We start from the raw sequence: 17,466 nt of genomic DNA on the forward strand, positions 1-17,466 counted from the left end.
AGGTGACGCAGGCGAAGAAAGCCCAGGCCGCGTCGGCCGCCGCGGTGACAGCCGCGAAGGCGCAGGTCGCCGAGGCGAAGGCCGGGCTGACGCAGGCGCAGGCCCTGTACGACCGCTGGCAGTCCGAGGCGACCCGCGTCGGCAAGCTCGTGAGCGGCGGTGTCATCGACGCCCAGACCCGCGACAAGACGGTCAACCATTTCAAGGCCGCCGAGGCCGGGAAGGCCGAGGCGGACGCGAAGGTGGCGTCGGCCGACGCGGCCGTGGCGAAGGCCCAGGCCGACGCCGACAAGGCCGTAGCCGACGTGACGGCCGCCGAGGCGAAGCTCTACGTGGCGAAGGCCGACGGCCGGCGGGTGGACGCCCTCCGCGGGTACACGCGGCTGAGGGCCCCGTTCGACGGCGTCGTCACGCGGCGGGCCGTAAGTGCCGGCGACTTCACCCCCGCCGACGGCAAGCATGGCCTGTTCAGCGTCGCCCGCGTCGATCCGATCCGCGTCGTCTTCCAGGTGCCCGAAGCCGACGCCGTCCTCGTGGCCGCCGGGCAAGACGTGAAGTTGACGCTGCAAGGACTGTCGGCCGGCGGCACGGTCACAGTGACGCGCACGTCGTGGTCGCTCGACCCCGGTTCGCGGACCCTCCGCGTGGAGGTGGACGTGCCGAACCCGGCCGGGGCCATCCGCCCCGGCACCTACGCCACCGCCCGGCTGACGGCCGACCTGCCGGCCGCTGCGGTCGGCAAGGCGAACGACGAGGCGGTCGTCTACCTCGTCGAGGACGGCAAGGCCGTCCGGGTGGCGGTGCAACTCGCCCGCGGCGACGCCACGACGACGCAGGTCGTCCGCTACAAGCGGCCGGGGCGGCGTGGGCGGAGTTTACGGGCGAGGAGGCGATTGCCTGGCCCGCGGCCGATCTGATCGACGGCCGAACAATTACCTCAGGACGGTGATGATGCGGATTGCAAAGCCGTCTCGTCCTGTCCGAAATGGAATAGACTCATGAACGCAGAATCGCCTCACATTGTTCCGCCTCCCCCTGACGGCCTCTACCAGTTGCTCGTCGAGGCGGCCGTCGATTATGCCATCTTCGCGCTCGACCCGGCCGGACGGGTCACGAGTTGGAACCTCGGGGCCGAGCGGATCAAGGGGTACACCGCGTCCGAAATCCTCGGCCAGCACTTTTCGAACTTCTACCCGCCGGAGGCTCGGGGCCGCGACCTGCCCGCCCGCCTGTTAGAGACGGCCCGGTCGACGGGACGAGCCGAGGACGAGGACTGGCGAGTCCGGAAGGACGGATCCCGGTTCTGGGCGGATGTCGTCATCACCCCGCTGCGGGGTCGCGGCGGAGAACTCCTCGGGTATGGCAAGGTCACCCGAGACCGGACCGAGCAGCGGACGGCCGAGAACGACCTCCGGACCAACGAGGAGCGGTTCCGCTTGCTGGCCGAGCACGCGCGGGACGTGATCTTCCGCTTCGAGTACACTCCCGCCCCGCGGTACTCGTATGTGAGTCCGGCCATTTGCGACCTGATCGGGTACACGCCGGAGGAGTTGTACCTCGACCCGGCCGCCGGATTTCGAGTGATCCACCCCGACGATCAGCCCCGCTTGGCGGTTCTGAAGACCAGCGGAATGGATTCGGACCTGTGGATCGAGGTTCGGCTCGTCTCGCGCGACGGCCGGACGGTTTGGACCGAGCAGCGGGTCACACCTGTGCGGGACGCCGGCGGGGAGTTGATCGCAGCCGAGGGGATCATCCGGGACATCACCGGCCGGAAGCGGGCCGAAGTAGAGTTGAAGGCGGCAAAGCTAGCGGCGGAGGCCGCGCTGGCGCAGGTCAAGCAGTTGCGCGGGGTGCTCCCGATCTGTAGCTACTGCAATCGAATCCGGGACGACAGTGCGTTCTGGCACCGGGTCGAGACGTACATCAGTGCTCACACCGACGCACGATTCGCACACGGGGTGTGCCCGGCGTGTTTCGACGAGGTCGTGAAGCCTCAGTTGGAAGAACTGGGCATCACGGAACACGAGTAGTCAAATTCTTGGTTCGGTGCGTGAAGCCGCTCGGCGGGTCCGGTTTCCAAACGTCACGTATGATCCTTGCGACGTGCGGGGTGCCCGATAAGGCGGACACGTCCATCGGCGACGGGGTTGGCCGCCCGGATCGAAGGTCAGGCAGTCCGACATCGCACCTGGGCTCGTAAAAGTCAATCGTCCGAAGCGACCGCCTCGCCGCCGGCGCGGGTGGACAGGGCTTCAATGACACTCGTGGGGCCGACGGATCGGGTGGCGGCCGAGTAGGAGATCGCCCGCACGCTGCCGTCGCCGAGGCAGAAATTGCCGCCGCCGGCGTGGAAGGACCAGATCGCGTTGAACGAGCAGTTGTCCTCGACATTGCCCGGCTTGTAGAGGGCGGGGCTGGGGCAGTTGCCGGACCGGCTGGAACTGTACGTCTTGCGGTCCCCGCGGGCGGGCGACAGTGTGTCCTCGACGCAGCACGCCGAGTCCCACCACCCCCACTGCCCGTCGGCCGGCGGGGGCCGCTCGGCCAGCAGGATGGTGTTGCTCAGACCGTCGGACACGCTGGCGTGCGAGATTTTGACCGCGGCCTTCGACTTCGAGTCGTCCACCAGAATGCCGTCGCTCTCGTTCTGCAGGTTCGAGTACACGCCGACGTACCAGGTGAAGCCGTAAGACGGCACCGTGTAGGTGACGCCGCGAGGGTCCGACGGACAGCCGATCGTGGGGATCGCGTCCTGCACCCGGCGGCCGGGCTGGTCGATGTACGGGGCGATCTCGCGGACCCACGACTCGTAGGTGCCGCTGTGCCACTTTTGGAGGTTGCCGATCGGTTCGCCGCTGATCGCCGTCGTGCCGCGGGGGCGGACCGTACACCGCGGGAAGTACCCGCAGGCGTCGGCGAACTGATGGCAGGCGAGGCCGAGTTGCTTGAGGTTGTTGCGGCAGCGGGCCGTGTCGGCGGCGGCCCGGACCTTCTGCACCGCGGGCAGCAGCAGGCCGATCAGGACGGCAATGATGGCGATCACCACCAGTAACTCGATGAGCGTGAAGGCGACACGACGGGCCACGGGGGCAAACCTCGGTGCGACAGGAAGGGCTACGCCGACGTTCTTCGGAGGAGTCGAAACTCGCTTGACCGTCCGCCAGTCTCCGGGAATCCGCGGTGCAGTCGTCATTTCGGCCCGCCCTGACCGTTGGCCGCGAGGAACGCCAGCCGGAGAGCCTCGGCGGGCCGCAGGTCCAAACCGGCGCGAATGTCCTTGCGGGCGGCGTCCGCGGCCGCGAGTTGCCGGTGGCACTCGGCCCGTAGCAGGTAGCACCAGGCGAACCGCGGCCGCTGGGCGACGCACGCCGTCAGGCCGACCTTCGCCTCGCCCGGCCGGCCGAGCTTGAGGACACACACCGCCTGACACAACCGGGCGGCAAAGTGTTCCGGCTCCGCGTCGAGCACGGCCTCGAACGCCGTGGAGGCCCCGGCCGCGTCGCCCCGACGCAGCCGGGCGAGGCCGTCGTGAAAGTGCTCGTCCGCGTCGTTCGGGGGAAGGGCCGCCGCCTGTTCGCGTTCGGCGGTCGCGGCGTCGTGGCGGCCGAGTTCGTCCAGATACGCCGCCCGCCGCAGGTGACCAAGGCGGGATCCCGTCGGAACAGGATCGAGTCGGGCGAGGGCGGCCGCCGGGCCGTCTGCGAGGGCGATGAGGTCGGCGTCTAGAATTGCCAGTTGTTCTCGCGGGGGTTGCCACGCGGGGTCGCCGGGAAGCGTCCGGTCGAGGGCGATCGCGACGGCTTCGCGTGCCGTCGGGATGGGTGCGCGGCCGAGGCGGTCGAGCAGCACGCTCTGGGCGACCGCCTCGTCGCGAAGGTCGTCGAACTCCCGCGGGGGCACCCGCTGCTTCCACTGCTCGCGGTGCAACAACTGCCGGCTGTGGTTGAGCCAGCCGGCGACGCCGGTGCGGTAGTCGGCCAACGCCGGCTCGCCCTGCACGGCGACAAGGGCTTGTTGGAAGCGGCTCTCGGCCAGCACGTCCTCGCGGCGGGCGAGGGCGTCCTGCCCGTCGCGAACCAACGACTCGACCGACGCTCGGACTTCGGCGATCCGCTCGCGTTCTCGTCCTTCGCGAATCTTCCAACCGACCCCGGCGGCGACGAGGATGGCGGCCGCCGTTCCGATCAGGGCGGCCCGCGTCGGGTACCGACGGGTCCACCGCACCGCCCGCTCCGCGGCTCCCACCGGGCGGGCTGCGATTGGCTCGCCGCGGAGGTACCGATCCAGGTCGTCGGCCAGGGCCGCGGCCGTCGCGTACCGCCGCTCTGGCTGCTTTTCCAGGCACTTCAGGCAGATCGTCTCCAGGTTCCGCGTTACCTTCTGGAACCGCCGCGGCGGCACCGGCTCGGCGAAGCGAATCTTCTCCACCGTCTCGACGACGCTCGCGGCCACGAATGGCACCTGGCCCGTCAGGCACTCGTACAAGATCGTGCCGAGGGCGTACACGTCGGTCGCCGGGCCGGTCAGTTCGTGCCGGCCGGTCGTTTGTTCCGGGGCCATGTACCGCGGCGTGCCGACCGGCTCGCCGGTGCGGGTGGCGTCGCGGGCCGCGTCCGGGTCTTCCACCAGCAACTTCGCTAATCCAAAGTCCGTGAGCTTCGGCGTGTCGGCGGCGAAGAGGATGTTGGCGGGCTTCAGGTCGCGGTGGACGATGCCATTCGCGTGGACGTGGTCGGCCGCGCGGGCGAGGGCGGCCACGAGTTCTGCCGCCGGCCGCGGCGGGTACGGCAGCCGCTGCAGGCGGTGGGCGAGGGTGCCGCGGTCGGCCAGTTCGAGGGCGAGGAACGGCAGGCCGCGGTGGTCGCCGATCTCGTAGATTTGCACGACGTTTGGGTGCCGCAGCCGGGCGATGGCTGCCGCCTCGGCCCGGAACCGCAGCACCTCTCGCGGCGACGGCGTGCGGCCGGGGTCGAACATCTTCAGGGCGACGGGCCGTCGCAGCCGCCGGTCCCGGGCCTTGTACACCACGCCCATGCCGCCGCGGCCGAGGACTTCGACCACCTCGTACCCCGGCACGTCGGGCAACTCGTCGCCGAACGGCGGTTCGAGGTCCGGCCGGGTGGCGTCGGTCAGCCGGGGCGTCTCCGCGGCGTCGGTGGCCATCGCCCCGTGGACTTCGAACTGGAGGGCGAGTTCCTCGCGAAGGTGCGGGAACTGGGCCACATACTCTTCGAACGTCGGCACCTCGCCGAGGTCTTCGCGGAGGACGATCTCGTTGTAGATCAAGTCGAGTTGTGCGTCGGTGTCGTGGCGGAGCGGCGACCGTTCGAGCAATTCGGCCACGGCCGGCCGCCGACCGGCCCGCCAGAGTCGGCCCTGGCGGTCGAGGATCGGTTCTAGTTGCTGTTGGACGCGGTCAAGCATCGCCGTCCCCGATCCCCAGGTTCGTCACCACGCGGTCGAGCGCGCGGGCGAGTTTCTTGCGCAACGCCACGTCGGTGCCGCCGACTTCGTCGGCCAGGTCTTGCCACGTCCGGCCGAGCGCCCGCTGGTCGGCCAGGTAGCGTTCCTGCTCGTCCAGCCCGCCGCGGACTTTTTCCAGCAACTCCCGCGACGCCGCCTGTTCGCCGGGGTCGGTCGCGTCGTCGGGCACCCGCTCAGCCTGCTCGCCGTCGGCCGCGTCGCGGCGGACGTCCCGGCGGCCGGCCCGCAGCCGGTTCGCCTGGTTGGCGAGCTTGTTCCGCGCGATGGTGGACAGGAGGCCCACCAACTGTTCCGGCGTTTCCAGGTCGTACTGCCCCATCGCGGTGCGGACGAAGAAGCTGGTCAGCACCGACTGGCAGATGTCGGTCGAGTCGAGCAACCGCCGCAGGTTCGCGTCCCGCAGGCGGATACGGATGACGCGGCGGATGGTCGCCTCGTACCGGGCGACGAGGTCGCGGGCGGCGGCCTCGTCGCGGTTACGGACGCGGCGCATCAAGTCCCCGAACTGGGAGGCGTCCGGCACGGCAGTGGTCTCGGTGAAAAGCGGCGAGTCCTCGCCATTAAACACCTCCAGGTCCGATTTGCCAACACCGGTCCGAGGCCGAGGCCGCACGTTCCCACGCCAACTTCATCCGGAACGCCGGGCGGACGGGACACGGGTTTTCCGAAATCTTTCGGCCGCCGGAAAGTTTCGTGTCCCGTCCGCCCGGCGTTCCTGATGTGAGGGGCGAAGGGGTTTCGCCGGTGTCCGTGGCGGACGCGGCGGCGGTTTTCGGCTCCCTCAGCGTACCCGGTTCGCTTTCGACCTCGTTCCCCACCCGTGGAGGATGGATAAATGCTCTCTCAATGGTGTCGGAAACTGTTCGGCCAACCCCGCCCCAACCGCCGCGTTCGGCGGGCGGCCCTCCCGGCCCTCGGGTTCGAATCGCTGGAGGCCCGCGAGGTGCCGGCCTTCCTCGCCCCCATCTCTTACGGCGGCGGGGCCGGAAACATCGCCGTCGGCGACCTGAACAACGACGGCCGCGACGACATGGCGGTGGCCAGCAACATGCTCGCAGGCGGGTCAGTCGGGGTCATGCTCGGCAACGCCGACGGGTCGTTCGCCCCGTTGGCCAACTTCGCCACGGGGTCGCTCGTCACCGACGTGGCGGCCGGCGACCTGAACGGCGACGGGAAGAAGGACCTCGTCGTCGCCGGGGCAGACCTCGGCGTGCTGCTCGGCAACGGGGACGGCACGTTCGGTGCGCCGACCGCCTTCCCGGCCGTCGGCTTCGCCGCCCACTCGGTGAAGGTCGGCGACTTCAACAACGACGCCAAGTTCGATGTGGCCACGATCACCGACAACAGTGCGGCCGTGTACCTCGGCAACGGCGACGGCACCCTCCAGGCGGGGATCACGGTCGCCGTGGCGGGCAACAACATCAATCTCGTCGTCGGCGACTACGACCGCGACGGCAACCTTGACATGGCCACGTCGAACACGGCCAGCGTCGGCACCATCAGCGTCCTACACGGCCACGGCGACGGGTCGTTCGACGCCGTGCACAGCTACCCGGCCTTCTCCGCCCCGGTGTACCTCGGCGAGGGGGACTTCAACCACGACGGGTACATGGACTTCGCCGTGCCGAACTCGTATTCGGCCACGTCGATGAGCGTCATCATGAACAATGGCGACGGCACCTACGCCCCGCCGCACACCTACGGCATCGGCCAGACCGGGTACGAGATCGAAGTCGCGGACTTCAACAACGACGGGAACGACGACTTCGCCGTCCGCGGCGGGTCGCAGTACATGGTCAGCCTCGGCAAGGGGGACGGCACGTTCTACCCGTCGGTCGCGTTCAACACGCCGGCCGGCCGGTTCGAGGCCGGGGCACACGGGGACTTCAACGGCGACGGGGCGGTCGACCTAGCGTACCCGACGATCAGCGGCGTGACGGTGGTGGCGAACGACCACGCCGACTACCAGAACCTCGCCGGGGCGGTGACGTTCCAGGTGACGGCCCCGGCCACCACCACGTCCGGCTCGGTGCTGCCGATGACGGTGACGGCGGTGGACGGCAACGGCAACGTGGCGACGGGGTTCCGCGGCGTGGTTTACATCAGCAGCAGCGACCCGGCCGCGACGACGGCCACGGGATACGCTTTCAACCCGCTCGACGCCGGCATCCCCTACGTGTTCACGGCCGCCGACGCCGGCACACACGCCTTCACCGGGGCCATCCGCCTCGTCACCGGGGGCGACCAGACGGTGACGCTGTCCGCCCCGAACATGTTCCCCGCGTCGGCCCACGTGACCGTGACCGGCCAGGTGAGCAAGCTGGCCTTCTCCGCCCCCGTCGCGTCGACCGCCGGCGACACGTTCGCCGTGACCGTGACGGCCGTGGACACGCAAGGGGCCGTCGCCACCGGGTACAGCAGCCGGGTGCACTTCGCCAGCACCGACGCCCTCGCGGGGCTGCCGGCCGACTACACGTTCACGCCCGACGACGCCGGGTCACACACGTTCACCGTCACGATGAAGTCGTCCGGCCCGCGGTTCGTGTCGGCCACGGAAGTGGGCGGCACGATCACCGGCGGGGCGACAGTGAACGTCGCCGCGGCCGCGGCCAAGTCGCTGGTCCTGGCCGGCGGCGGCGGGGCCATCGGTGTCGTCCGACCTCTGTCGATTGTGGCGAACGACGTGTACGGCAACGTCGCTGCGGATTACGCCGGCACCGTCCACGTCACCAGTTCCGACCCGGCGGCCGTGCTGCCGGCCGACGTGGCCCTCGTCAACGGCGTGGCGACGGTGAGTGTGAAACTGCTGACTGTTGGCACGCAGACGATCACCGCCACCGACGTGGCCGCCCCGACGATCACCGGCACCGTGTCCAGCGACGCCACCCCGCCGGTCGCCGCCCTGTTCACCGTCACCGGCTTCCCGGCGACGGTCGCCGGTGTCGCTCAGTCGTTCAAGGTGACCGTCCGCGACACCATCGGCCAAGTCGCCACCGGGTACACCGGCACGGTCTACTTCAGCAGCTCCGACGTGCAGGCCGGTCTGCCGGCGAGCTATACGTTCACGGCCGCCGACGCCGGCGTGAAGACGTTCACCGCCACGCTGAAGACGGCCGGCACGCAGTCGCTCACCGTCCGCGACCTGACCGGCACCCTTGTTGGCTCGCAGGCCGGCATCGCCGTCACGCCGGCGGCGTTCGGCCGGTTCATCCTGTCCGTGCCGAACGGGACCGACAGCAAGGGGCACATCCTCGTCACCGCCGGCGACGCGATCTCCCTGACCGTGCGGGCGACCGACGCCTTCGGCAACACGATCGTCGGGTACAAGGGGAAGGTGAACATCACCAGCACGGACGCCCAAGCCGGTCTGCCGTCGGCCTACAACTTCACGGCCGCCGACGCCGGGGTGCACACGTTCACCGTCGTGCTTAAGACGGCGACGCCGAACAGCGTGCTCTTTTCGTTCAACGTGGTGGACGCGGCGAACGCGGCAAGCCTGGCGACGATCACGAACTTCGAGGTGGTGAACGCGGCGGCGGTGAAATTCGTCCTCAACACTCCGACGAACGCCACGACGGGCACGCCGTTCACGTTCAAGGTGACGGCCCTGGACGCCTACGGCAACACGGTGAAGAACTACTTCGGCACGGTCCACATCGGTTCGGCCGCGGCCGGCCTCGGCCTGCCGGCCGACTACACGTTCAGCCCCGCCGACGCCGGTGTTCACACCTTCACCGCCACGGCGACAGCGACCGGTAACGCGACTGTGACCGTCTCGGACGTGCTCAACGCGTCGCTATCCGCGACCAGCTCGACCATCACAATCAAATCTGTGACCGGTGGTGGAAGTGGGGGTGGAGGAAGTGGGGGTGGGAAGAAGGTCTAATAATGTAGTAAGTAGCCTGAAGTAAATCCTGATCAAGTCCGTGGCCCATGAGCCGAGCCAAGGGCCACAGACTTGTGCTCGCACTTGGTGATGCTGGTGCGTAGAACTGCTTTAAGATCATTGTCGCCAAATCTATGCCTCAACCTCGCATGGAAGTAACGGAACGGGGATGTTCTCTTCCGAGAACATTCCCCTTTCGTTGACTCCGTGGTTGCGAACAAGCATCGTAGGTTTCGTATGTTCTGAGCCGCTCCTTGCCGATTAACGGCACCAGTGGGTTGCCTCGGAATCACTTGAAGCAGCGACGTTGAGGAAAGCGGGGCTTTCATCCCAGCCTGAAGTTCATTATCCGATCTCATCAGCAAGGTATTTCGCCTCTCGGTTGTCGAACGCCGGCCGCGTACCTTCCAGCACGTTCAGGACGGTCCGGTTGATCTCCGGGTTCTCGATCGAGCCGGCCACGTATTTCACCCGGTGCCCGTCCTTCGGCTCGATCCAGGCGCAGACGATCTGCTCGGCGTCGCACGCCACGGCCAGATTGGGGTTGTGCGTCACCATGATGATCTGCCGCCGCTCCTTCGCCTCAACAAGGGGACCTCGACCTGAACATCCGCGACGGCCGCATCGCCGCCCAGGTCGCCGACCGGTCCATCCTCTGCGAGTTGATCGACGGCGGCATTCTCGACGAGCACCACCGCTACTACGCCATGACCCTGCCCAGCCTCCGCCGCTAATTCCGCCGCGCCGTCGATTCCAAAGGGAACGTCATCATCTACGCCCGCGAGTTCCTGTCCATCTCCAACAGCGGCATCCTGGAAACGCTTTACCTTCGCGTCTGCAAGCTGATCGGCCGGCAACCGCGCCCTCGGCCGCCGGGTACGCGCTGCACTTCTTCACCGCTGTTTACACTGAATGGAATTCCGGAAGAACTCCGACTCAAGATCACTTCCCAAAAACTCGGCTCGCATGCTTGCTCATGATCTGCATACTGGAGGCCGGCGAACCGTTACCCACCACCCGGATGTACCCCATGATCACCGTCGTCATTCCACCGGCCATCGTTCCGCACAAGTTATGCCTAACGTTCGGCCAGTGGTCCGCGTTGTTCCTGGAACTGCTGACCGTCCCCGCGCTGTTCCCGAAGGTCAAGGCACTCATGGGGCAGGACGAGAAGGCGATCTGGCTCCTCCCCCACGAAGTCGCGTTCCTGCAAGGCATCGTCGCCAACCCGCGGCCGCGGCGGGGGCGGCAGCACGCGTTGCGATGCCAGCAACTCGGTCGCAAGCTCCGCACGATCCGGGACCGCATCGACCGGGCGGCCAGTCTCGGCTGACGGCCTCCGGAGTTGCCACGTGGCAACTCCGCGGCTAGCACGAATCGCTCGCACGCGCCCAAGCGAGTTAGCGGTCGGTACGCCCTTGGGCGCGGCACCCGGACCGGGCGCCCGGGCCAGCCACGACCGCACGTCCTTGGCGATGAAGTCCGGACGGTTGTCGCCCCGCAGGTGCCCGGGCATACCTCCCTCGTTCGCCACCCCTGCCAGGGTCGCGGCCACGTCCGCGGCCGTCAGGTTCCGAGCGGCGGCAAGCGCCCGGCACTCGCGGGCGTCGGTGTCGGCGGCGGGAGGGTGGGAGGAACGGGAGCGAATTCCGGGTCGACCGCACACGCGATCACCCCGGTGCCTTGGCCGGGGGCGGGGACGAACCGACGCGCCTCGCCGGTGGGATGAAGCCGATTCGCGATTCGGCGGGGCGGATGGCCGTGGACTCGATGAACACTTCCGTCGCGGCCTGGTTGGGGATGGCCTGCATCACCCCGGCGGCGTGCTCGTCGGCGTGCGGCCAGAAACCGCACTCGGAGCCGTGGAATAGCTGAATCGTCGAGGAACGCCCCGTTCCCTTCGTCCCGGCGGTGCCGAGCTTGTACCCGCTGTCGAGCCGCCCGAACACCAGTTCCTTGGCATTACTTGCTTTCGTCTGGGGCTTTAGCAAGGAGGGGCAGTGCTCGTGATACCGCTCCACCATCTTGAACAGGTTGTCGGTCGCCTGCTGCTCGTGCGTCAGGATAAACGCCTGGCAGCCCTTGCGGTGCGTCACCCGCCAGTAGAACCGCCCCTCGATGTAGGTGCTGATGCCCTGCTGCCGCCCCTTGAGGACGATGACCCGCACTTTCCCGGTTGATGCGCGTTGGGCTTCGACTTGGGTGTGAAGGTGATGCTGCGCCTTGTTCAGGCGGAAGGGGTCGACTGTCCCGGTCTTGGTGCGGATGCGGAGGGCGCGCGGAGCATAATAGGTAAAATCGTCTCGCAGGCGGCGGGCGATGACCAGCTCACTGCGCATTGTCCAAATCGTGCAGGTCTTCCAGCCGTTCCTCGTGCGTGCCGATGCTGCCGGAGTGCTCGACGGCCTTCCGCTTCGGCGCGACGTACTGGGCCAGTTCTTTGTAGGCGGTGAGGCGCTGGTCGAACGTGGGGCGAACCTCGATGTCTTCGTTACCCAGATATGCCCGGCAGAGAAGGGACTCGCCGTTGGCAATGCGCGCCAAGCCTTCGATGGGGTCGCAGTTCAGGTTGCTGAGCAGCTCTTGAACTTCGAGAGTGCCCTTGTTCTTTGTTCCCTTAGCCCGACCGCCTCTGCGTTCTCCGGGTTTTGATCCTCTCGGCATGTACTCTTAACTTTCGCTAACGATTGCTACTTTTGTGACCGCTGGCTCCTCTTCGTTCTTGCAGCTAATCAGCGTATCGAGATTCTCCCTGGCGTGATGGTATATCCATGAGAACGCCTCCTTCTCCATTGGGTTCGGGGATGTACAACCGATGGAGGCTATAGTTGCAATCGTGCCATAGGACTGAATCAGTTCATCGATTGAGGGCATCAGCATTTCTTCCCGCCGCCCGGTTTCTTCTTCGTGGCCATGTGAGTACCTAAAAAAAATGTACTTGTTTAGCGCCCCATCCGGCCCCAGGGCAGTCGAACGCGGGCTGATCTGGTAGTATCGCGGCATGGACGAGCCTGCGTGTCCCCGCTGTCGGGATCTCCTCAAGCGTGTCGCCGAACTCGAAGCCCAGGTCGCCGAGTTGACCCGGAAGCTGGAGGAGGCCGTCCGCGCCGGCAAGCGACAGGCCGCCCCGTTCCGCAAGGGGCCGCCGAAGCCCGACCCAAAGCCGCCCGGCCGCAAGTCGGGCGACGCCCACGGCACTCACGGCCACCGTCCGCCGCCCCCGCCCGAGCAGGTCGCCGAGTGCCACGAGGCGCACCTGCCCGACGCCTGCCCCCACTGTCGGGGCCGCCTCGTCGAGACCGGCACCGCCGACCAGTATCAGACCGAGATCCCCCGCACGCCGCTGATCCGCAAGTTCCGCGTCCACGTCGGACACTGCGAGGGGTGCGGCAAGCGCACCCAGGGCCGGCACCCGCTCCAGACATCCGACGCCCTGGGTGCGGCCGCCAGCCAGGTCGGCCCCGACGCCCAGGCCGCGGCCGCGGTCCTGCACACCCAGATGGGCCTGTCGCACGGGAAGGTCGCGTCGGCCTTCCGGACCCTGTTCGGCATCACCCTGACCCGCGGGGCCAGCGCCCGGATCGACCTGCGGGCCGCGGCCCGGCTCGAACCGGACTACACGCTGATCCTCGACGACGTGCGGTCGTCCGAGCAGATCGCGGCGGACGAGACGGGGTGGCGGGTCGGAGGGCACCCGGCCTGGCTCCACGCCTGGGTCGGTGACCGTGCCACCGCGTACGGCATCGACTCGAAGCGCAGTGCCGACGCCCTGGAGCGGGTGATCGGAGCGGACTGGTCGGGTGTCTTGAGCCACGACGGGTTCGCCTCCTACGAGCGGTTCGAGGGGGCGATCCATCAGCAATGTGTGGCCCACGTGCTCCGCCGCGCCCGCGACCTGCTGGCGACCGCCACCCGCGGGGCCGTTCGCTTCCCGCGGCAGGTGATCGCGCTGTTCACCGAGGCGATCCACTGGCGGAACGGGTACGTGCCGGGGACGTGGACCGACAACCAACTCGACGCGCATCGGGTGTCGTTCGACGACCGCCTGCTGGATCTGGTGCGCCGACCGCGGGCGGTGCCGGAGTACGCTACTCTGGCGCGGCACCTGCGGAACCACTTCGAGCAGTGGTTCGCGTTCGTGTTCGACCCGCGGATCGAGCCGACGAACTGGAAGGCCGAGCAGGCGATCCGCCCGGCGGTAGTGAATCGTAAGGTCTGGGGTGGGAACCGGACGGCGGCAGGTGCGCAGGCGCAGGGCGTACTGATGTCCGTGTTCGAGACGTGCCGCCGCCAGACGCTCTCGGTCGTGGACCACATCAGCCAGACGTTACGCTGGTTCGGCAACCGGCTCCTGACACGCCCGCCGCTGTTCGGGTGATGAACGAGCACCGGAAACGGAGGAAGGCCAGATGCGATTGCCGGAGAAAGAATGCGTGAGCGGGAGAGAAGGAAGTCGTGTCCATTAGTCGCCAACAGGTGACCAACGGGAGAGCCGTTGGTACGTGCGTGGCGGCCAAGAAGAACCAGGAGCGAAGCGGAGCCGGAATGGATAAGGAAGCAGTCGCGGTTGAATCCGTCCGCCAATTCGTGTGGTCGGGTTTTTACGATGCCGACGGGATCGTCGAGATGATCGACGAGGCTGTGCTCAGCCCGGGTGAGCTTGATCACGGCTGGCTCCGAGCTCGCATCGAAGAGGAGTTCCGCAAGAAGCGTGCGGACGAGCTGGCCTGGCCAGCCATCACTGACTGTGACCGCTTGGATCAAGTCTTTGAGTTGTTGGAGCAGCAAGGCATTCTGGCGTTGCAGAACGCGGGCTATACCCAGGACAACGGCCTAGACGATGTGACTCAGTTCTACCACGAGGCTGGTGGTGAGCAGTCGGGCATCGGCGGCTACTGCTTCTACCACGGTCAGGATCTGGAGCGGGTCATGGAGAACGGTGATCTTCATCTTACCTATGGCGATATCCGCGGCGACGACGAGAAAGGCATCGAAATAGGCCGACGGATCAAGCGAGCCTTGGAGACGGCCGGCTTCACCGTGGTTTGGGACGAGGCCATCAAGACACGCCTGCTAGTAAAGGGCATCAAATGGCAGAGACGGCTATCCGAGTAACCGATCGGCGAACGAGACCCAACGAGTTGACCCGCTAATATTACTCCGTTAGGTTATTTACTTCGTCTCGATCCCGCCGTACTCTGGCGGGATGGACGCACGGAAGCTTGCAAAGCTGCGGCGGGAGCTGACCGCCTTCCTGGACGAGGTCGCGGGCACGCTGGGCAACGCCCGCCGCCGGCGATGGTGCGATGCCTACCTGCGGGGCATCCTCCTCGACGGCCACCGCAAGAGTGTCGAGCCGATGGCCGCCCGGTTGAAGACGATCGAGCAGGGCGACGCGGACTACGAGCAAGCCCTTCAGCAGTTCCTCAATCAGAGCCCGTGGGACACCGGCGAGGTCCGCGGCGGCCTGCAGGCGTGGGTCGCCCGCCGGTTCGGCACGGCCGGCGTGGTCATCATCGACGACACCGGGTTCCCCAAGCAGGGCACGCACTCCGTCGGCGTGGCCCGTCAGTACACCGGCACCCTCGGCAAGGTGGCGAGTTGCCAGGTGGCCGTGACCTTGCAGTTCGCGACGGCCAAAGAGGTCGTGGGGCTGGACGCCCAACTGTACCTGCCGCAAGCGTGGGCGGACGACGCCGATCGCATGGCCCGGGCCGGCGTCCCCGTCGCGGTCGGCTACCGGCCGAAGTGGCAGATGGCGTTAGCTATGCTCCGGCAGGCGGCGGGCCATGGATTTTGTGGCGTCGTGCTGGCCGACAGCCTGTTCGGGACCGTGACCGAATTCCGCGAGCAACTGGCGGCCGACGGCCGGACGTACTTCGTCGGCATCGACTCGACGTTGAAGGTAGTCGCGGCCGACGCCGATCTGGGGCCGGTCCCGCCGGCCGGCCGCACCGGGCGACCACCGACGCGACCGGCCGGCGTCCGGGCCGGGGCGAAATCACCCAACGTCAAGGAATGGGCGTTGGGTCGCGTGGCGGACTTCCGCGCCGTGATGTGGCGGAAAGGGACCAAGGGAAAGATGGCCGGCCGGTTCGCCGCTTGGCGGGTCCGACCGGCGCACAAGCTGTCGAGCGGCCGTGAGCCGGGGGGCGCCTGCTGGCTGCTGGTCGAATGGCCGGCGGGGGCGGATCAGCCGGCCAAGTACTTCTTCAGCAACTTGCCGGCCGCGACGAGCCTGAAGCGATTGGTCGCCGCGGCCAAGAGCCGCTGGTGGGTGGAGCACAGCTACCGCGAGTTGAAAGACGAGCTCGGGTTGGACCACTTCGAGGGGCGGTCGTGGCGGGGATGGAACCACCACGCCGTCCTCGTCCTGATGGCTTACGCCTTCCTCCAAGACCTCCGCCGGACCCGCCGAAAAAAAGTCTCGCCGGGCTGACCCTTCCGGGGCTGCGGGAGCAGTTGCAAGCGGTGCTCGCGTGCTGGTGCGCCCGCTGCCCGGTCTGCCGTCAAACCGTGCCCGAACTTCTCGGCAAGCGGCCGCCCTAGCTAACGGAGTAATACTAAACAAGTACAAAAAAATCCCCGCCGGGGCGGGGAAGAGTTGTGGAGCCGTAGGGGGCTAAATTCCAGGCGCGACGTACCCGTCACGCGAATTCACCGTTACCACATTGAATCTTTACGCGCAAGGAAAATGTTGATCCGCGATCACTGGCAGCCGCCGATGGTGCTGTTGGCTTCGAAGCCCGTGGTGACGAGTTTGAACAGGCCCGGCTCCCCGTTCCCGGACTGCCCGAGCTGCCGGTCAACGAACCGCTCGATCCCGCTTCGTGCCAGCAGCCCTTTCCCGTTGTGATGTTCACAGTATTCGTTCGCGCCGATGAGGACGGCGACTGATGCCAAGGTGAGCAAATAAATTCGCAGCATGGGCGGCTCCGCGAGTTCGTCAGGTAAAGCCTTTCAAATCCCTCTGAGTAGGCATACCGTAGTTCAAACAATTCTCTTTCTGCCGGTTTTTTGGACAGTAACGGCGTGAAAATTCAGGGCGGCGGGTGAATGTTTCCGCCGGGAGAAGATTCACTGGTTTCCCGATATTTGTTGGCAACGCGCCGAAGGGCAATGTGTAAGATTCGGGAGTCATCCGTTTCCGCTTAGCCGTGAATCATGCACAGCTTCCACCGCTGCCGCCAGTTTCTCAAATACTTCGTGGAAGCGCTCGCGCTCCGAAAACAGCCATTTTCGGCTACCGACCTGAAATTCGCGGGCACAAACTCGATCTATGATTTCGGTTTCGCCACGGGTAAGCCGTCTCACCATCTTCAAATAGTCATCGGCCATCGTCGGCTCGAATGGATCACCCTCACCCTCCCCGACGCTCCGGTCGAGGAATGTCCCCTTGCCCCGGATGCGCCGCTCGTAGGCGTGCTGGCAGGCCATGTACCGGTGCGCCGCCCACACGCACTCCGGCGACAGGAGCCGCATGTCGTCGAGCCATTGCAGGATCGTGATGTGCCGTGGTTCTGCGGAGAGGAAGTTGCCGTCTGAGTCCCGGTGGATGATGACCGTGCCCTTTGCGAGCATTTCCGGCGTCGGCTCGATTCGTTCTTCGTAACGCATGCACCCTCCCTGGTTCGCGGGAGGGTAACACGGTGCGAGTTAATTTTCAATTAACAGGCGCACGCGAGTTTGCGGCACGTTCCATCCGCTCCTTGCTGTCGATCAACCGCGCCACGTCGCATTCCAGGGTCGTCAGGGCGAGGTCGCCTTCCCGCCCCGCGCCCTTCTGTGCCTCCGCCTTGATCAGGCCGATGAGGCGCTGCATCCCCTTGATCTGCTCCCCGTAGAAGTGGACGAGGAAGCTGAGGCCAGTCGCCGGTGCGTTGATAACCACGCTGTCCATTTTCTGGTTCTTCCACGTTTCGTGCGTAAAGAAGGCATCGTGTTCCGGGTTCATCCGTCAGCATCCTGCCTGGCAATGAGCTCAGGGATAAGTTCGCTTGGTTGTGGCTACCGGGCGGGGGCCGTGACGTTACCAGCGGTTGATGAAATTTTCAATTCACGATTCATCTGCTCGGTGGTTGCGATTCTCCATT

Annotated in this window: 17 protein-coding genes and 1 pseudogene; 7 read left to right on the top strand and 11 right to left on the bottom strand. The window is 66.8% G+C overall.

All coding sequences use genetic code 11. The features are described from left to right. Positions 1 to 2: 2 nt before the first annotated feature. Positions 3 to 917, top strand: coding sequence for an efflux RND transporter periplasmic adaptor subunit (locus PX52LOC_RS18190; protein WP_149111435.1), 915 nt, complete (start codon positions 3 to 5; stop codon positions 915 to 917). 81 nt (positions 918 to 998) lie between these two features. Beyond that, positions 999 to 2,033: a PAS domain-containing protein gene (locus tag PX52LOC_RS18195; RefSeq protein WP_149111436.1), complete on the top strand. Its 1,035-nt coding sequence runs from the start codon at positions 999 to 1,001 to the stop codon at positions 2,031 to 2,033. A gap of 173 nt (positions 2,034 to 2,206) precedes the next feature. Here the strand turns inward: PX52LOC_RS18195 and PX52LOC_RS18200 are convergent, their stop codons facing one another. The 3 genes from PX52LOC_RS18200 to PX52LOC_RS18210 form a co-directional block, all read right to left on the bottom strand. Next, positions 2,207 to 3,088 carry a DUF1559 family PulG-like putative transporter gene (locus tag PX52LOC_RS18200; RefSeq protein WP_168219078.1) on the bottom strand — a complete coding sequence of 294 codons (882 nt, stop codon included), beginning with the start codon at positions 3,086 to 3,088 and terminating at the stop codon, positions 2,207 to 2,209. A 104-nt stretch (positions 3,089 to 3,192) separates the two neighbouring features. Then, positions 3,193 to 5,427: a serine/threonine-protein kinase gene (locus PX52LOC_RS18205; protein WP_149111438.1), complete on the bottom strand. Its 2,235-nt coding sequence runs from the start codon at positions 5,425 to 5,427 to the stop codon at positions 3,193 to 3,195. Then, the gene (locus tag PX52LOC_RS18210; protein ID WP_149111439.1) at positions 5,420 to 6,010 is read right to left on the bottom strand and encodes an RNA polymerase sigma factor; all 591 of its coding nucleotides are present in this window, start codon (positions 6,008 to 6,010) and stop codon (positions 5,420 to 5,422) included. Before PX52LOC_RS18210 ends, PX52LOC_RS18205 begins: the two co-directional genes overlap by 8 nt. Positions 6,011 to 6,322: 312 nt before the next feature. Between PX52LOC_RS18210 and PX52LOC_RS18215 the strand changes: the two genes are divergently transcribed. Further along, the gene (locus PX52LOC_RS18215) at positions 6,323 to 9,373 is read left to right on the top strand and encodes a beta strand repeat-containing protein (protein WP_149111440.1); all 3,051 of its coding nucleotides are present in this window, start codon (positions 6,323 to 6,325) and stop codon (positions 9,371 to 9,373) included. Positions 9,374 to 9,718: 345 nt separating this feature from the next. On the opposite strand, the pseudogene PX52LOC_RS18220 reads toward PX52LOC_RS18215, so the two are convergent. Further along, positions 9,719 to 9,964 (bottom strand): annotated as a pseudogene (locus PX52LOC_RS18220) (hypothetical protein); the annotation flags it as partial. Beyond that, the gene (locus PX52LOC_RS18225) at positions 9,925 to 10,230 is read right to left on the bottom strand and encodes a hypothetical protein (protein ID WP_149111442.1); all 306 of its coding nucleotides are present in this window, start codon (positions 10,228 to 10,230) and stop codon (positions 9,925 to 9,927) included. The pseudogene PX52LOC_RS18220 and the gene PX52LOC_RS18225, both read right to left, overlap by 40 nt. A gap of 173 nt (positions 10,231 to 10,403) precedes the next feature. On the opposite strand from PX52LOC_RS18225, the gene PX52LOC_RS18230 reads away from it, so the two are divergent. Continuing rightward, positions 10,404 to 10,706, top strand: coding sequence for a hypothetical protein (locus tag PX52LOC_RS18230; protein ID WP_149111443.1), 303 nt, complete (start codon positions 10,404 to 10,406; stop codon positions 10,704 to 10,706). A gap of 337 nt (positions 10,707 to 11,043) precedes the next feature. Here the strand turns inward: PX52LOC_RS18230 and PX52LOC_RS18235 are convergent, their stop codons facing one another. From PX52LOC_RS18235 to PX52LOC_RS18245, 3 genes are all read right to left on the bottom strand, one after another. After that, positions 11,044 to 11,712 carry a hypothetical protein gene (locus tag PX52LOC_RS18235; protein ID WP_149111444.1) on the bottom strand — a complete coding sequence of 223 codons (669 nt, stop codon included), beginning with the start codon at positions 11,710 to 11,712 and terminating at the stop codon, positions 11,044 to 11,046. Next, on the bottom strand, positions 11,702 to 11,917 hold the full coding sequence (locus PX52LOC_RS18240) for a hypothetical protein (RefSeq protein ID WP_149111445.1): 216 nt from the start codon (positions 11,915 to 11,917) through the stop codon (positions 11,702 to 11,704). Before PX52LOC_RS18240 ends, PX52LOC_RS18235 begins: the two co-directional genes overlap by 11 nt. A gap of 126 nt (positions 11,918 to 12,043) precedes the next feature. Then, complete coding sequence (locus PX52LOC_RS18245; RefSeq protein ID WP_149111446.1) at positions 12,044 to 12,376, bottom strand: hypothetical protein; 333 nt, start codon at positions 12,374 to 12,376, stop codon at positions 12,044 to 12,046. Between PX52LOC_RS18245 and tnpC the strand changes: the two genes are divergently transcribed. From tnpC to PX52LOC_RS18260, 3 genes are all read left to right on the top strand, one after another. Next, positions 12,375 to 13,751, top strand: a complete 1,377-nt coding sequence (gene tnpC, locus PX52LOC_RS18250; RefSeq protein ID WP_149110579.1) for an IS66 family transposase — start codon at positions 12,375 to 12,377, stop codon at positions 13,749 to 13,751. The two genes, PX52LOC_RS18245 and tnpC, sit on opposite strands and share 2 nt — an antisense overlap. 128 nt (positions 13,752 to 13,879) lie before the next feature. Continuing rightward, positions 13,880 to 14,488: a DUF6891 domain-containing protein gene (locus PX52LOC_RS18255; RefSeq protein ID WP_149110580.1), complete on the top strand. Its 609-nt coding sequence runs from the start codon at positions 13,880 to 13,882 to the stop codon at positions 14,486 to 14,488. Positions 14,489 to 14,579: 91 nt separating this feature from the next. Then, complete coding sequence (locus PX52LOC_RS18260; RefSeq protein ID WP_149109166.1) at positions 14,580 to 15,812, top strand: IS701 family transposase; 1,233 nt, start codon at positions 14,580 to 14,582, stop codon at positions 15,810 to 15,812. A 269-nt stretch (positions 15,813 to 16,081) separates the two neighbouring features. On the opposite strand, the gene PX52LOC_RS18265 is transcribed toward PX52LOC_RS18260, so the two are convergent. The 3 genes from PX52LOC_RS18265 to PX52LOC_RS18275 all read right to left on the bottom strand — a co-directional run bounded on the left by PX52LOC_RS18265 (position 16,082) and on the right by PX52LOC_RS18275 (position 17,327). Then, a complete protein-coding gene (locus tag PX52LOC_RS18265; RefSeq protein ID WP_149111447.1) occupies positions 16,082 to 16,300 on the bottom strand; it encodes a hypothetical protein in 219 nt (72 codons plus the stop codon). Between the two features lie 210 nt (positions 16,301 to 16,510). Next, on the bottom strand, positions 16,511 to 16,990 hold the full coding sequence (locus PX52LOC_RS18270; RefSeq protein WP_149111448.1) for a hypothetical protein: 480 nt from the start codon (positions 16,988 to 16,990) through the stop codon (positions 16,511 to 16,513). Between the two features lie 46 nt (positions 16,991 to 17,036). Further along, complete coding sequence (locus tag PX52LOC_RS18275; protein WP_149111449.1) at positions 17,037 to 17,327, bottom strand: hypothetical protein; 291 nt, start codon at positions 17,325 to 17,327, stop codon at positions 17,037 to 17,039. Positions 17,328 to 17,466: the final 139 nt, after the last annotated feature.

The sequence above is a fragment of the Limnoglobus roseus genome, assembly GCF_008254045.1.
In the GTDB taxonomy this organism is placed as follows: domain Bacteria; phylum Planctomycetota; class Planctomycetia; order Gemmatales; family Gemmataceae; genus Limnoglobus; species Limnoglobus roseus.